The organism is Halomonas sp. BLK-85 (assembly GCF_044792155.1).
Taxonomy (GTDB): domain Bacteria; phylum Pseudomonadota; class Gammaproteobacteria; order Pseudomonadales; family Halomonadaceae; genus Vreelandella.
Genome location: NZ_CP087731.1, coordinates 883119 through 897299 on the forward strand (window position 1 = coordinate 883119; position 14181 = coordinate 897299).

At 58.5% G+C, this 14181-nt stretch carries 13 protein-coding genes; 2 read left to right on the forward strand and 11 right to left on the reverse strand.

The annotated features are described in order from the left end of the window. Window positions 1-7 precede the first annotated feature (7 nt). From LL947_RS03860 to LL947_RS03875, 4 genes are all read right to left on the reverse strand, one after another. Window positions 8-3103 (reverse strand): molybdopterin dinucleotide binding domain-containing protein, encoded by a 3096-nt coding sequence (locus LL947_RS03860; protein WP_499834028.1) that lies wholly within the window; start codon window positions 3101-3103, stop codon window positions 8-10. Further along, window positions 3096-4289, reverse strand: a complete 1194-nt coding sequence (gene nrfD / locus LL947_RS03865; protein WP_499834029.1) for an NrfD/PsrC family molybdoenzyme membrane anchor subunit — start codon at window positions 4287-4289, stop codon at window positions 3096-3098. Before nrfD ends, LL947_RS03860 begins: the two co-directional genes overlap by 8 nt. Next, window positions 4273-5049 (reverse strand): sulfate reduction electron transfer complex DsrMKJOP subunit DsrO, encoded by a 777-nt coding sequence (gene dsrO, locus LL947_RS03870; protein ID WP_499834030.1) that lies wholly within the window; start codon window positions 5047-5049, stop codon window positions 4273-4275. Before dsrO ends, nrfD begins: the two co-directional genes overlap by 17 nt. A gap of 214 nt (window positions 5050-5263) precedes the next feature. After that, window positions 5264-5545 (reverse strand): XRE family transcriptional regulator, encoded by a 282-nt coding sequence (locus tag LL947_RS03875; RefSeq protein WP_290820585.1) that lies wholly within the window; start codon window positions 5543-5545, stop codon window positions 5264-5266. 161 nt (window positions 5546-5706) lie between these two features. Between LL947_RS03875 and purE the strand changes: the two genes are divergently transcribed. After that, complete coding sequence (purE, locus tag LL947_RS03880) at window positions 5707-6213, forward strand: 5-(carboxyamino)imidazole ribonucleotide mutase (protein WP_290820587.1); 507 nt, start codon at window positions 5707-5709, stop codon at window positions 6211-6213. A gap of 27 nt (window positions 6214-6240) precedes the next feature. After that, window positions 6241-7362: a 5-(carboxyamino)imidazole ribonucleotide synthase gene (locus LL947_RS03885; protein WP_499834031.1), complete on the forward strand. Its 1122-nt coding sequence runs from the start codon at window positions 6241-6243 to the stop codon at window positions 7360-7362. A 7-nt stretch (window positions 7363-7369) separates the two neighbouring features. Here the strand turns inward: LL947_RS03885 and iadA are convergent, their stop codons facing one another. The 7 genes from iadA to LL947_RS03920 form a co-directional block, all read right to left on the reverse strand. Then, the gene (gene iadA, locus LL947_RS03890) at window positions 7370-8518 is read right to left on the reverse strand and encodes a beta-aspartyl-peptidase (RefSeq protein ID WP_499834032.1); all 1149 of its coding nucleotides are present in this window, start codon (window positions 8516-8518) and stop codon (window positions 7370-7372) included. 94 nt (window positions 8519-8612) lie between these two features. Beyond that, the gene (locus LL947_RS03895; RefSeq protein ID WP_499834033.1) at window positions 8613-9398 is read right to left on the reverse strand and encodes a transporter substrate-binding domain-containing protein; all 786 of its coding nucleotides are present in this window, start codon (window positions 9396-9398) and stop codon (window positions 8613-8615) included. Between the two features lie 355 nt (window positions 9399-9753). After that, complete coding sequence (locus LL947_RS03900; RefSeq protein ID WP_499834034.1) at window positions 9754-10521, reverse strand: transporter substrate-binding domain-containing protein; 768 nt, start codon at window positions 10519-10521, stop codon at window positions 9754-9756. A gap of 122 nt (window positions 10522-10643) precedes the next feature. Continuing rightward, window positions 10644-11372, reverse strand: a complete 729-nt coding sequence (locus tag LL947_RS03905) for an ABC transporter permease (RefSeq protein WP_290820592.1) — start codon at window positions 11370-11372, stop codon at window positions 10644-10646. Next, window positions 11372-12076, reverse strand: coding sequence for an ABC transporter permease (locus LL947_RS03910; RefSeq protein ID WP_290820594.1), 705 nt, complete (start codon window positions 12074-12076; stop codon window positions 11372-11374). Before LL947_RS03910 ends, LL947_RS03905 begins: the two co-directional genes overlap by 1 nt. Window positions 12077-12101: 25 nt before the next feature. Then, window positions 12102-12872 carry an ABC transporter ATP-binding protein gene (locus LL947_RS03915; protein ID WP_290820596.1) on the reverse strand — a complete coding sequence of 257 codons (771 nt, stop codon included), beginning with the start codon at window positions 12870-12872 and terminating at the stop codon, window positions 12102-12104. A gap of 234 nt (window positions 12873-13106) precedes the next feature. Further along, window positions 13107-14105 carry a succinylglutamate desuccinylase gene (locus LL947_RS03920; RefSeq protein WP_499834035.1) on the reverse strand — a complete coding sequence of 333 codons (999 nt, stop codon included), beginning with the start codon at window positions 14103-14105 and terminating at the stop codon, window positions 13107-13109. Between the last annotated feature and the right edge of the window lie 76 nt (window positions 14106-14181).

Genomic DNA, 14181 nt, shown 5'->3' on the forward strand with positions numbered 1-14181 from the left:
GCGTCATTCAGGCGCGGCTGACCTTGACCGGTAGCCCCTGACGCACGCTGGCGCCGCTGATCGGTTCCAGCCAGGTGCCGTCCACATGGCGGGTGGGGTCCTTGAACCCCAGATCATTGATATTGATGCCTGCCCGCATCCAGGGCATATCCGGCTGGGACTGGCCATCAATCTCATGGGGAATGGCGCCCAGGTCGCGGTGGCCATAACCGTGCTCGATGCCCAGTGAACCGGGCATGACGCTCTCGCTGACCAGTGCCAGACCGACCACTTGGCCCCCCGGGCTTTCGATCCGGATGGTGTCACCGTGCTGGATGCCAAAGCGTTCGGCGTCCTGGCGATGCATCTGGACCGGGTTGTAGGGCTTGATCATGCGCAGCCGTTCGTTGCCAATCGCGTAGGAATTCATCAGGTTGGATTTGAACGAGAACGCCAGCAGCGGCCAGTCCTGCTCGTTGAATACCTCACGCATGGGCGTCTTGTCGGCCATCAGCGGCAAGCTGTGGCGGGGAACCCCGCTGTTATGCTCGCCGCTGGTAGTGTCAATACTGGTGCCCACGGTTTCGTTGTAGATGCACAGGGTTCTGCGCCAGGCGCTGGTTAACCGCTCGCCCTTGAAGTGGTCGCTGAAGTCTTCAAAGCGACCGCCCCGCGCATAGAGGTAGGCCACCGGGCCGCGCTCTTCCGGCGTCAGGGTGCGTTCGACCATGCTCAGCAGGGGCGCAATGCCGCTGTGGGCGATATCGGCGTCGTCAGCTGCGGGGAGTGGCTCGTTCTGAAAGGCAATGTTGGCCGCCGCGCGCAGGTAATAGTCTTCTGCCCGGTTGAGTGGATGCAGGTTGCCATCGGCATCGGGAATGGCATGATCGCCAAAGCCGGCCAGCCCCAGACGCTTGGCTACGGCAATGAAAAAGCTGTCCAGGGATACCGGCTCGCCCTCGGCCGATTTTTGCTGGCGCGGTTCAACCACTGGCCAGCAGGCGGTGGTCATCTTGCCCAAAGCGCCTTTCCAGGCACCCGAGAAGCCCCAGACTTCATACATCACGGAATCGGGAACGATGTAGTCTGCGTAGCGATTGGTCTCGTTGATAAACCCATCGACCGCCACAAAAAGCCCCAGACGTTTGGGGTCCTTGAGCTTGTCGGCAATCAGGGTTTCAAGGCCGGCCTGACCATAGATGGGGTTGGCCATGCAGCCAATCAGCGCCTTGATCGGGTAGGGGTAGCCATCCAGCGCCGATGGCAGGTGCTCGGTGAGGGTCGGGGGTGCAAAGGAGCGCCAGGGCGCCTTGGCCGGATAAGGGTTCTCACCGGCGGCCACCTTGCGCTGATATTCCGATGATTTTTCATAGGGAAAGCGCGAGCGCGACAGAAAGACGCCCTGGGGGCCCCGCTTGCCGGGGAAGTTGGCGAGGTCATAGCGTGGGCCCTGGCCGGTGCCATTAAAAGTACCGCCCCCGACAGCGCTGCCGCCCTTCATGTTGTAGTTACCCGCCAGGAGGTTAAGCATCTGCACGCTGAACGCCGCGTAGAAGCCATTGCCGGACATCATGCCACCGTGGCAATTGACCGCCGCACGGCGCCCATGCCGGGCAAAGCGCTGGGCCAGTTCGGTAATGGTATCTGCGCCAATCCCGCAGTGGCGGGCATAGGTGGCCAGATCATATTCATCCGCGGCCTCACGCAGCAGGGTCAGGCTGCTCTTGACCCGAACGTTACTGCCATCGGCCAGGATGACGGCCTGATCCACAAACAGCTCAGCGGTCATGACGCTTTCAGCCTCGATCAGGTCGGCATCCGCGATCACCATGGGCAAATCGGACTCGCTGCCCGCCTCGGCACGCCCGAGGTCACTGGCACGCAGAAAATGCCCGAAGCGCGGGTGTTCCGGGGTATCAATCACCAGATGGGTGGCATTGGAATGGGTCGCTTCACCTGCCGCATCGGCGGCGGCCTTGCCGGGCAGTTCGAGAAACGCCCGGTTGTAGCCATCGTTATGCAGCAGCCACTGGATTATAGCCATGCCAAAGGCGCTGTCGCTGCCCGGCTGGATGGGCACCCAGCGATTGTGATCCGCTGCGTGGGACACTGAGGCATTCAGGCCAGGGTCAATCACCACGTAGTCCAGTGTTCCTTCAGCGCGGGCCTGAGCAATCAGGCGGCCCTGCCGCTTGAAGGGGTTGCCGGCCTGGCTGGGCGCAGTGCCGATATACATGATGAACTCGGCATGCTGGATATCCGGCTTGACGTGGGCATTCTTGCCAAGATCATTCATCACCGCCCCGGACCCCATGCGGAAGGCCAGCCCGCAGTAGGACCCATGATGACCATAGTTGCGGGTGCCGAAGGCATTGAAGGCAAACCGCTTGAGCAGGGCAGAGCGTCCGTAATCGGTGGCTTCCATGACCATCAGCTGGTTGGCTTTGGGGCCGTATTCCGGGTTATCCGCGTCAATCAGGGTGTCATGGTCATGAATGGCCCTGAGGCCTTCGATCTGGCCCTCTCCAAACAGGTCACCCCCCTCGCAGATTTCCTCAATCAGCTGCTCAAAAGAGATCTTCTGCCAGCGGCGTTCCCCGCGCCCGCCCACCCGTTTGAGGCAGTGGTCAATCCGGAAGGGGTTATCCAGCTGGCTCATCATGGCGTTACCACGCGCGCAGGCGGTGGAACGGTTCTGCTGGCCCTGATCGCCATAGGCGCTGACGCTGCGCAAGGCTTCCACCACGGGCGTGCGCATGGGCAGATGCTGATCCGCAGAAAGCGGGTGATAAGGGTTGCCGGAGACGCGGAGAACCTTCTCGGTGGTGTTATCAATACGTACCCGAACGCCGCACTTGGTGGTGCAGCCATAGCAGATCGTAAAGGCGGTACGCTGATCGGGGTTGAGGGTCAGTTCGCCGCTGGCAAGGTCAACCTGATACTCAGGTGCCAGTGAGTTGCCATGGATGGCATGCCGGGGTTTTTCCCCGGCGCTGCCACTGGCGCCCTTGGCCATTTTCAGCAGCGGGTCAGCGTACCCCACCCCAAAGGTGGCTGCGCCCCCGGCGGCGGCTGCGCCTTTAAGAAAGCGCCGACGCGAGGGGTTGACGGTAGAATTAGCCATGACGAGGGGCTCCTTGAATGGCGGGGTTGGCGGAAGACTGAGCGTTGTCAGGGAAAGTGGATGAGGTGGCAGACCCTCCCTGCTGCGCCTGACGCCAGGGAACGAAGAGATCAATAATCAGTACGGCCGCCAGCCATAGCCCGAAGGTGCCGACAATGCCCAGAAGGCCCGAGGAGCCGGCGGGAATACCGTAGTGATGAAAGCCAGCGCTATGCCGGGCGACGGTCTGCACATCCATGAGCACCACCCAGCGGAACATCCAGCCCATATGCAGGGCGAACAGGCCGATCAGCCATGCCCAGGCCATCAGGCCTGCCTGCTCACCCGCTGGCCGGGTCAGCGCCCAGACAACGGCTGCAAACAGCACCACGCCTGCAATCGCACCCCATAGGGCGGTATTGCGCCAGGCGCTGCTGTAGCGCACGGATGCCAGGGCGGCAGCCACCGAGCCCGAATCGGCCAGCAAGCCGTTGAGCAACCAGCCGATGGCGATGAAAGCGGCAACACCGCCGCTGACCAGCAGGGTCTTGAGCATGCAGCGGTTGGTGGCTTCATCCTTGACACCGCTGAGACGGTTGAGCACCAAGATCAGACCCGCTGCACTGATAAAACCGGTGGCAATCAGCATGGGAGGCAGCCACAGGGTATTCCACAGCGGCCGCGCCTTGACGACGGCAATTTCGGCACCTGTGTAGAGCATGATGCCGGTGGATAACACCAGGGCAGCCAGGCCCACAGCAGCCACCAGCCATTTTGGGGTGCGGCCGCTGCCAAAAGATGCCAGCCGGGCAACCAGCCCTGACAGACCAGTGGCCTCGCGGTTTGCCTGTAGCGCCGGACGCCAGGCCAGCCAGCTCAGCGCCAGTACGCTGACCACATAAAGCGGCAGGATCAGGCTGCCAATCGACATCCACGAAGTACTGTTGGCATAGGCGTAGAAATGCCAGAAGCGTAACGGCTGATGAAGATCCGCGAGCAGGGCGACCGGTGCCACCAGCGTGGTGGTGATGCAGGCCAGCAGTGCCAGCCGTGCGGTAGCGAGCCAGCGGGTTTTTCCCAGCACCAGGGCAGGGGCTGCCAACCACAGGCTGGCGTAGGAAAGCGCGATCATGAAGAAATACTGCACCGCCCAGGGGTACCAGGCGATATCGTAACGTGGGGCGAGTAACTCAATGGTGGAATTCATAACCCATCTCCTGGCCTTGGGGGTCGAGAACTTCAAGGGCAACCGGCTCGGCGTTCGGGCGGGTCACGAAGCGTTCATCCATGCCCAGATAAAACACCTGGGGAAAGGTGTTCTTTTCTGGCTGGAGCACCATCAGCTCGCTTCTGTGTTCTTCCAGCATACGGCTGATCTGGCTGTCCGGGTTGCGCATGTCGCCAATGATGCGCGCGCCGCCCACGCAGCTTTCCACGCAGGCCGGTAACAGGCCGGCTTCCAGGCGGTGGGCACAGAAGGTGCATTTATCAGCCGTCTGGGTTTTATCGTTGATAAAGCGGGCATCGTAGGGGCAGGCGTTGACACAATAGGCGCAGCCCACGCAGCGCTCGCTATCCACGACGACAATGCCATCGCGCTGCTGATAAGTGGCCTCTACCGGGCAGACCGGCACGCAGGGTGGGTTTTCGCAGTGATTGCACAGGCGCGGCAGCATGAAGGTGGCGAGCTCGCCGCTGTCCTGATGCGCGACCTCGTACTGGGCAACCGTGGTGCGGAACTTGCCGAGAGGGGCATCGTTTTCAATGTGACAGGACACCGTACAGGCCTGGCAGCCAATGCACTGGCGCAGGTCAATCAGCATGCCATAGCGTTTGTCGGGGTCGCCTTCGCGACGCGGTGGTTGGCTGTTGATACCGGCCTTGGCCACGCTGGACAGCGGAACCAGTGCCGCACCGGCGCTGAGACGTGCCAGCTGGCCAAGCAGCGAACGGCGGATGGGATCCATGGGGCCTCCTGAATATAAAAACTGTTAACAATCAGGTTAAGCGGGATGCCCGATAAGCCGTTTGATGTGTATCAAGGAAGGAGGCCGGATTTTTTAATGTTCAGTTAATGGTCAATGGTCAATGGTGAAGGGTGAATGGGTGGACCGGAAAATAAAAAAACCAGCCGCTGGGGCTGGTTTGTATGAAAATCGGTTTAGCGGAAAAATTGGATCATTAATGCAAGGGGGTCTGCGCCTCCAGGGTGCTGCGCAGCTGATTGAGTTCATCCATGTTCAGATGTTCCAGGCGCCCGGCCAGCAGATCGCTGATCTTCTGCACCGGAAGGCCGGCTTGGCGCGCGATATCGCGGTTACCGAGCTCTGAAACGGCAATATGCCGCGTGATAATACGCATCAGACGTGTGCGTTTTTCAAGTTCCCTGACGTCAAGTTCGTCAGGGCCGCTTCGGGGAGGGTCGGAAATATCCGCATGCGCAGAAAGGCGTACCGTACTCATGATGCTCCATCAGTCAGAAGTGACCCATACACAATGACGCCTGGCGAAATGCTTTTCAATACTTCTTCACGCTAAATTTCAACCTTCCCCTTTATGCGCTGTTTGCGGTGTGCTCTGGTAGACTATGCGCTTTACTTTTCAAGTAACCCGAGGGAAACAACATGGCAGCGAACAGCGCGCCCCGCGTTGGGGTGATTATGGGATCAACGTCTGACTGGCCGGTCATGGAGCATGCCGTACAGATGCTGGAAAAACTCGGCGTTGATTACGAAACCCGTGTGGTATCCGCGCACCGTACCCCGGATCTGCTGTTCGACTATGCCAAAGGCGCTGCTGAACGGGGCCTGCAGGTGATTGTGGCCGGTGCGGGTGGTGCGGCCCACCTGCCGGGGATGGTGGCCTCCCAGACGCCGCTGCCGGTGCTGGGGGTGCCGGTGGAGTCCAAGGCATTGAAAGGCCTTGATTCCTTGCTATCCATCGCCCAGATGCCTGGGGGCATCGCCGTGGGCACCCTGGCGATCGGCAAGGCAGGCGCCACCAATGCGGGGCTGCTGGCCGCGCAGATTGTCGGGTTGCAAGATGCTGGCGTGCGTGCTGCGGTCGAACAGTTTCGCGCTGAACAGACCCAGGCGGTGCTGGATAATCCTGACCCGCGTCCCCATGATTAGTCACCCACGATGATAAGGAGCAACGTCATGAAGATTGGCATTCTGGGGGCCGGGCAGTTGGGTCAGATGCTGGCCCTGGCAGGCTATCCGCTGGGCAACCGCTTTACTTTCCTGGACACCACCGGCCACCCGAGTGCCGGCATTGGTGAGGTGGTGATTGACCCCGATAACCAGTACCTGGGCGCGTTTCTCGACAAGGTTGATGTGGTGACCTATGAATTCGAGCACCTGCCGGTGGCCCTGGTGCGTGACATTGAACAGCACAAGCCGGTCTACCCCAGCAGCCGGGCCATTGAAGTATGCCAGAACCGGGTAGAGGAAAAGACGCTGTTTGATCGCTTGGGCATTCCTACGCCAGCGTATCGGGTGGTGGAGAGCGCGGAGGCCCTTGAGGCGGCAGCGCGAGAACTGGGATGCCCTGTGGTGGCCAAATCCGTTACCGAGGGATATGACGGTAAAGGCCAGGCGGTTTTAAAACAATCTGCGGAGGCGGCCAGCGCCTGGGCGGCGATTGGCCACTCCCAGTTGATCGTGGAGGCCTTTGTGGATTTCGTCCGCGAGGTGTCGATCATAGCGGTACGCGGGCGCGATGGCAGTGTGAAATGCTACCCGATGGCAGAAAATCAGCACGTTGATGGTATTCTGCGCTATTCGGCCGCGCCGCTGCCGGACCTTGATGCCAGCGTTCAGCAAACGGCTGACCGCTATATCCAGGCCCTGCTGGATGAGCTGGATTACGTCGGCGTGCTGGCACTTGAGCTGTTCCAGAGCCGGGAGGGTACCCTGCTGGCCAATGAAATGGCGCCTCGCGTGCACAACTCTGGCCACTGGACCATGGACGGGGCCATTACCAGCCAGTTCGAAAACCATCTGCGCGCCATTCAGGGGCTGCCGTTGGGAGAAACCGCTGCTCTGGCGCCAACCTGCATGGTGAATGTGATTGGGCGTGAACCGTCAAGCGTCGAGGTTCTGACGCTGCCCAACGCCCACCTGCACCGCTATGGCAAAGGCGAGCGAGCCGGGCGCAAGCTGGGCCATATCAACCTGATGGCCGACAGCCATGCCGAGCTGATGGCCAAAACCCGAGACTGCGCCAGGCTGTTGCCCGACGCGCCCGCGCCGCATATGACCTTTGAGCGACCTTTTTGATGATTAGTTAGTGGGCAGCGGTATAGCGTTGACGCCCTCTGGCCCAGACCTGGTCAATCGACCAGGTCTGGTCATTGATGACAATGAAATCTGCATCACCGCCCTCAATGATTCTGCCTTTGCCTTTCAGTTGCAAGGCATCCGCGGCGTTGGTGCTGGCACAGCGAAGCGCAGTTTCAACCGGCACCGCATGGGTTTCAATGCAATCAGCCATGGCCTCAAACAGGCTGCCAATTCGGCCTGGCCTTAACCCGACAAATTGGCCCTGTTCGTCAAACTGTGGCAAAGAGGCATTGGCATCGGAAGAGAGTGACACCCTGTGCATATCGATCCCCGCAGCGTGGGCCATGGCCACGGCCTTGGCGGCAGGTACTTCCCCGGCCTCAAGCAGCTCAGAGGTGGTGCTGGTGGTAAAATCGATTCGCCCACCTTCTTGGACAAACCGAAGACCATCGGCGTAGAGCGCTTCCGTGCGGTTGATATGAGTAGGGTAGAACTGGCCAAGCGGGATGGCGCTCTGGGCGGCAGCATCCCGCAACGGTGCGAGCCCAGAAGGTGCATCTCCGGTATGGATAAAGACGATACCGGCCTTGTTGGCCAGAATACCCGCAGTACGCGCTTCTGATGCCAAGCGGATCAGTTCCTGAGGGGTGGGTTGTGAGCCACGATGATCACTGATGGCCACTTCCCCGACGCCGATGAACTCGGGAATAAAGACAATATCGCGGGCAACGCTGCCGGTCAGGGTGGTGGGGGGCAGCTGGTAGGAACCCGTATAGGCGAAACAGCTCAGGCCGCCAGCGGCAAGCTCACGTGCCTTGCCGATCAGGTTGGCCGGTGTTCGGGTGAGGGCATCAGTGCCCAACGCGCCGATCAGGGTAGTGACTCCTGATGCTTGGGCCTCTTCCAGACTGAGCTCTGCCGTTCGGTTGGCAAATCCCCCTTCACCGCCCCCGCCGATATAGTGGACCAGCGGATCCACCAGGCCAGGAATGACCCGCTTTCCTTTGAGATCAACACAGTCAAAAAAAGCGGTGTCGTTCAGCGTATAACAGGCATCGATAATTGCCGCTATCCGCTGGTCGGCAACCAGAATATGGCAAAGCCCACGGGGTTCGGGAGCATACAGTTGAGCATTTTTAAGCAGTGTCAGCATGAAGGTTAGCCGCTATCTGTTGAGCGATAAAAAACGCCGGCGATAGCCGGCGTCTGCGAGTGACAATAAAGATATTGCCTACCACCATGATGGTTTAAAGCTTGATGTCATAATCGAAATAGCGATTCATGATTTCATCGTAAGTACCGTCTTCTTTCAAAGCGCTCAAGGCTTCGTTGAACCGCTCCGCCAAGGCCTCATCACGCTGACGGAATGCAACACCAACGCCTTTGCCGAAGATGTGTTCAGGCTCCTTGATAAAATCGCTTATACGGGTGAAGTCGCTTTCGGCGGTATCAATAGCAATCGCGGCCTGGGCAATCGGATAGTCCATGAAAGTCAGATCCAGGCGGCCTGCACGTAGGTCAGTCACGACATCATTAACCCCAGTATAACGGCGAATTTCCAGCACGTCGCCATACAGCTCAGAGACATAATTATCCTGAAGGGTGGCACGCTGAACGCCAACAGTGAGCCCTTCGAGGCTTTTTCTGTCACTGATGTCGATGTCGCGATCATGTGTCGTGATCCAGGCGCTGGGTGTCGTGTAATAGGCATCTGAGAAAAGCACGCGCTCGGCGCGCTCTTCGGTAATCGCCATGGATGACATGATGGCATCATAGTTACGTGCCATCAGACCCGGGATAATGCCATCCCAAGCCTGCTCAACCCAGCGGCAGCTGATCTCAAGGTGGTCGCAGACCGCCTCTCCCAGCTCGATTTCAAACCCCGTCAAGGTGCCGTCAGCCTCACGATACATGAAGGGCTCGTAAGGAATGTCAACGCCCAGACGGACTTCTTCGTAATCGCGTGCAACCGCAGGCGACAGGCTAAGGCCAGCCGTGAGCAAAGCAGCAACTGATAAGCAGATGTAACGCATGGTATTTTCTCCGGGTATAAAAGGATGGTACAGCGGATCACAAACGCATCGCACCCTTAGGGTGTGCAGTCGTGGCAAAGAAAGTGATCAGTCGCTAGATGAAGCAGGCGCGTCAAGGCACCGCAAAACGGGGAGTACGGCGGAGGGGGCTATTCGTCGAACCATTCGCTCAGGTAATACACCGTCACGAATGCTTCCTTACTGTGCAGGCGGTCAGGCCGCTGTATCGAATGTGGCACGTTGAAAACATCCCTGGCAGTCAACAGATTGTATGCATACACATATGTTCAGTGCTGTCTGTGTAGTTAGTCACTGCATGATAAGCGGCCCCACATAGGGGCCGCCCTCATCCAGCTTATTCCGCATCAAAGTAGCGGTTGTAGATTTCATCGTAAGTGCCGTCTTCCTGCAGCGTGGCCAGCGCGTCGTTGAACTGCTCGGCGAGCGCTTCATCGCGCTGGCGGAAGGCAATCCCGAAGCCGTCACCAAAGTATTCTTTCGGCTCGGTGACCATGTCGCCGACGACCTTGTAAGCGCGGTTATCGCTCTCAAGCAGGGTTGACTGACCCACAGGGTAATCAAGGAAGAGGATATCCAGGCGCTGGGCTTCCATATCCAGCACCATGTCATCGGCGGTGGAGTAGCGGTTGACATCCGCGATATCGCCGAACATGTCGGTGACGTAGTTATCCTGAAGGGTACCGCGCTGAACGCCAATGGTCAGGCCCTCCAGCGATGCTTCGGTGGCATCGTTGAGTTCACTGGTTTCCGGGGCAAACCAGGCAGAGGGCGGCTGGAAGTAGGGCTCGGAGAACAGGACCTGTTCCCGACGCTCTTCGTTGATGGTCATGGATGACATGATGGCATCATATTTACGTGACAAGAGGCCCGGGATGATACCGTCCCAACCCTGAACCACCCACTCGCAATCGATGCCGATCTCGGCACACAGGGCGTTGCCCAGATCGATATCAAAACCGGTCAGCTCTCCGTCCGCTGTGCGGTATTCCATTGGTTCGTAGGGAACATCCACGCCGATGCGGATTTCATCATAATCCCTTGCCTGTGCGCTGGTAGCGGCAATGGCCAGGCCAAGCAATGAGGTCGTCAGTATTTTTTTCATTGTCTATCTCCAGGTTGAACGTGCACACCCTTAAAAGTGTTCGCACCTAAATTAACTCACTCAGGCATGAATGCCAAAAGTCTGGTCAACGTTTGAACTAACGTTTGTTTCACTTATATTAATCATGACATGGGCTGTAGATGTGCCAGCAGTTTTTTCTCCAGATAACGGAAAAAGTACAGAATCGCAAAGGTCAGGCACAGATAGATGGCCGCCACAAACAGAAAGGCTTCGAACGGGGCGTAAAAGCGCGCATAGACAAAGCGGGCGGCGCCGGTCAGGTCCATGATGGTGACCACGCTGGCAATCGCGCTGGCATGGAGCATGAAGATGACTTCATTGCCGTAGGCGGGCAAGGCTCTGCGAAAGGCGCTGGGCAGAACCACGCGTTTGAGCATCAGGTTAGTGGACATACCGTAGGCCCGTGCCGCTTCAATTTCTCCCTTGGGCGTTGATTTGATGGCACCACGGAAAATTTCTGTGGTGTACGCCGCCGTATTGAGGGTGAAGGCGATCAGTGCCGGCATGAAAGGGTCTTCCAGAATGAACCAGAGCCAGGTCTCCTGAATGCCTTCAACAAAGACGACACCGTAATAGATCAGGTAGAGCTGAATCAGCAGCGGTGTGCCGCGAAACACATAGGTGTAGGCGAAAATCGGCCACTTGATCCAGGCGTGCCTGGAGCTGCGGCCAATGGCCAACGGTACCGCCATGACCAGACCGATCAGCAGGGACAGGAATACCAGTTGAACGGTGACCGTCAGTCCTTGGGTGTAGTAGGACAGGGTTTGCAGGGTAAAGATGCTGTTGTCTGCCAGCAGGGCTTCAAGCCGGGTCATCAATGCGTCCATCAGTCAGCCTCCGCGTAGCCGATATCGTAGCGTTTCTGCAGGCGGGCAAACAGCCATTCAGAGGCGCTGGCAATCAGCAGGTAGATCAGTGCCACTGTGATCATGAAGGTGAAGGGCTCGCGAGTGGCTTTTGAGGCTTCGGCGGCGATGCGTACCATGTCAGAAAGGCCGATCACCGAGACCAGTGCGGTTGTCTTGAGTAGCACCATCCAGTTGTTGGAGAGCCCCGGCAGGGCATGGCGCATCATCTGTGGAAAGCGGATGCGGCGGAAAACCAGTGCATTACTCATCCCATAGGCTTTACCCGCCTCGATCTGGCCCTGGTCAACGGCCATGAAAGCACCGCGGAACGTCTCGCCCATGTAGGCACCAAAAATCAGGCCAATGGTAACGACACCGGCGACAAATTCGTTGATATTGATAAAGATATCGATATCAAACTCATAGTAAAGCCAATCCGTGAAGACGTTCACGCCAATCTGGCCGCCAAAGAACAGCAGCATCATTAGCACCAGATCCGGCACGCCGCGAATAATGGTGGTGTACAGGGTGGCGCTTCGGTGAGCCAGCCAGCTGCGCGACATCTTTGCCGTGGCCGTCAGCAGGCCAAGAAGGATGGCGACCAACAGCGACAGTAACGCCAGTGACAGGGTGACCCCGGCGCCTTCAAGCAGGCGTGGGCCGTAGCCGTGGAGATCAATCATGATAAGCCTTGCTCCGTGCGCAGGATCAATAATTGGGGGCGAGAAATTGCTTCAGGCGCGGGGATTGAGGGTTTTCAAGCACCTCCGCCGGGCGACCTGATTCTTCCACCCGGCCTTCGTGAAGATAGATCACCTGGCTGGACACATCGCGGGCAAAACTCATTTCATGAGTGACCACTACCATGGTGCGACCTTCATCGGCAAGATCACGCATGACCTTGAGTACATCGCCCACCAGCTCCGGGTCGAGCGCTGACGTCGGTTCATCAAACAGCATGACTTCCGGGTTCATGGCCAGGGCGCGGGCGATGGCGCCGCGTTGTTGCTGCCCGCCGGACATCTGTGCCGGATAGGCATTGGCACGATGAGAAAGGCCAACCCGTTCAAGTAGCGCGTGGGCGTGTTCGATCGCCTCAGCCTTGGGTTTTTTCAGCACATGGACAGGGGCTTCAATGATGTTTTCCAGCAAGGTCATGTGGGCCCAGAGATTGAAACTCTGGAATACCATCGAGAGCTTGGCACGCATGTTGACGACCTGGCGCCAGTCAGCCGGCTCGCGTCCATGCTTGGTCTTCTTGAAGCGAATTTCTTCGCCGTGAACAATGAGATCGCCTTCGTTCGGTTGTTCAAGCAGGTTCATACAGCGTAGGAAGGTGCTCTTGCCGGAGCCGGAGGCACCAATCAGGGTGATCACATCGCCCTTGTGCGCCTGAAGCGAAAGACCTTTCAGCACTTCGGTATCGCCAAAGCGCTTGGTGATATTACGTACTTCCAGTGGAATGGGCGTTGCGGCCATTGTTTTTGACTCCATTACAGGGGGTTGCCGCAGCAACATGACAGTATGACAACACAGGGCCGTCAACTGGCACTATTATATCCGACTTTAGGGTCAGTTGACCTTTCCTCACGGCCGCGATGAAACGTCTAAAGACCCCAGTGAATGCGGCGTATGCGCTGTTTATCTCGTGTGGCTGGCGGTTGTCATACTATTTTATCGTTATTGTATTGATTGATTTACGAAATCAACAGGTTAGAAACTTTTGCTGTGGCTGCCCTCGACAGGGGTCACCAGCAATGCCGCGCGCGCGCCAATTTCCACCCTGGCGTTTGGAAATACCACATGCAGCGGCGTTTCACCGACCTTGAACGCGCCTGCCTGGGCGTCCCTGGCCAGCAGAGTGCCCGACGGGAAGGCGGTGAAATTGGGAATATCCTCATCAAAGCATAGAGTGAACGCATGACTTTGGCGCATGATTTCCTGCTCAACCCTAAAAAACACCATGCTGTCAGGCGGCTGGGCGTCAGGTGTTTGAGCGCCGGCGAGTGCCGCGAGTAACGCCAGCATGGGACGCAGCGCGTCCAGGTCATTGGCACCAAAAGGGGCCACACGACCCAGTTCAAACGTAAAGGCCTGAGCGCCATGGTAATGCTTGCTGTAGTGGGAAAATGTCCAGCTGTGCTGATGCTGATGGAGGACGGCCTGGATGTCGGCACCCGCCAGCCACCGCCACTGTTCTCCCGCTGTGTCCGAGACGCCAAAGGGTTCGACAACAAAACGCGGGTAGAGGCTTGTCCGGATTGCCGTATGCAGGTCGTAGTGCAGCGCGGGAAGCGGGGCATGCCGCTGGTAGAATTGATCCAGCTGGGTCATCAGTTCACGCGCGCGCGCGGGTTCATCGCCCTCCAGGCCCAGGCCGCGCTGGAAGAGGCGATTGAGGTTGGTGTTGATAAAGCGCTTGCCCTGGCGCAGAGCAGGCAGGTTACCCAGAATCACCAGCACGGGTGAGCCCAGCGCCATCATGCCAGCCTCAATCTGCGCTAGCAGTTCGCCCAGCAGTTCAACCGGTGCGGTTTCGTTGCCATGGATGGCGGCTGAAAAAACGCAGGCATGTGGGTTAGCGCCCAGGGATTCCGGCGTCAGCTCGAGAATGCCGGGCCCATGCAGGGTGTAGTGGCCCGAGGCCAGCGGGCCACTGCGGCGCGATGCCGGTTTACCTTCCAGCGTCCAGTCAAGCCACTCGGTGAGCATTGGGCATTCCTTGGTAGTGTTGTCAGCCGACCTTACCTGTTTTCACCATTGCCTGAATACCCGGCCGATACAAGCC

Coding starts and splice junctions, on each gene's coding strand:
- LL947_RS03915 (WP_290820596.1), bottom strand. CDS start 12,872: ATGGCCGCAACGCCCATTCCACTGGAAGTACGTAATATCACCAAGCGC.
- LL947_RS03905 (WP_290820592.1), bottom strand. CDS start 11,372: ATGGACGCATTGATGACCCGGCTTGAAGCCCTGCTGGCAGACAACAGC.
- dsrO (WP_499834030.1), bottom strand. CDS start 5,049: ATGGATCCCATCCGCCGTTCGCTGCTTGGCCAGCTGGCACGTCTCAGC.
- LL947_RS03920 (WP_499834035.1), bottom strand. CDS start 14,105: ATGCTCACCGAGTGGCTTGACTGGACGCTGGAAGGTAAACCGGCATCG.
- LL947_RS03885 (WP_499834031.1), top strand. CDS start 6,241: ATGAAGATTGGCATTCTGGGGGCCGGGCAGTTGGGTCAGATGCTGGCC.
- LL947_RS03860 (WP_499834028.1), bottom strand. CDS start 3,103: ATGGCTAATTCTACCGTCAACCCCTCGCGTCGGCGCTTTCTTAAAGGC.
- nrfD (WP_499834029.1), bottom strand. CDS start 4,289: ATGAATTCCACCATTGAGTTACTCGCCCCACGTTACGATATCGCCTGG.
- purE (WP_290820587.1), top strand. CDS start 5,707: ATGGCAGCGAACAGCGCGCCCCGCGTTGGGGTGATTATGGGATCAACG.
- LL947_RS03900 (WP_499834034.1), bottom strand. CDS start 10,521: ATGAAAAAAATACTGACGACCTCATTGCTTGGCCTGGCCATTGCCGCT.
- iadA (WP_499834032.1), bottom strand. CDS start 8,518: ATGCTGACACTGCTTAAAAATGCTCAACTGTATGCTCCCGAACCCCGT.
- LL947_RS03910 (WP_290820594.1), bottom strand. CDS start 12,076: ATGATTGATCTCCACGGCTACGGCCCACGCCTGCTTGAAGGCGCCGGG.
- LL947_RS03895 (WP_499834033.1), bottom strand. CDS start 9,398: ATGCGTTACATCTGCTTATCAGTTGCTGCTTTGCTCACGGCTGGCCTT.
- LL947_RS03875 (WP_290820585.1), bottom strand. CDS start 5,545: ATGAGTACGGTACGCCTTTCTGCGCATGCGGATATTTCCGACCCTCCC.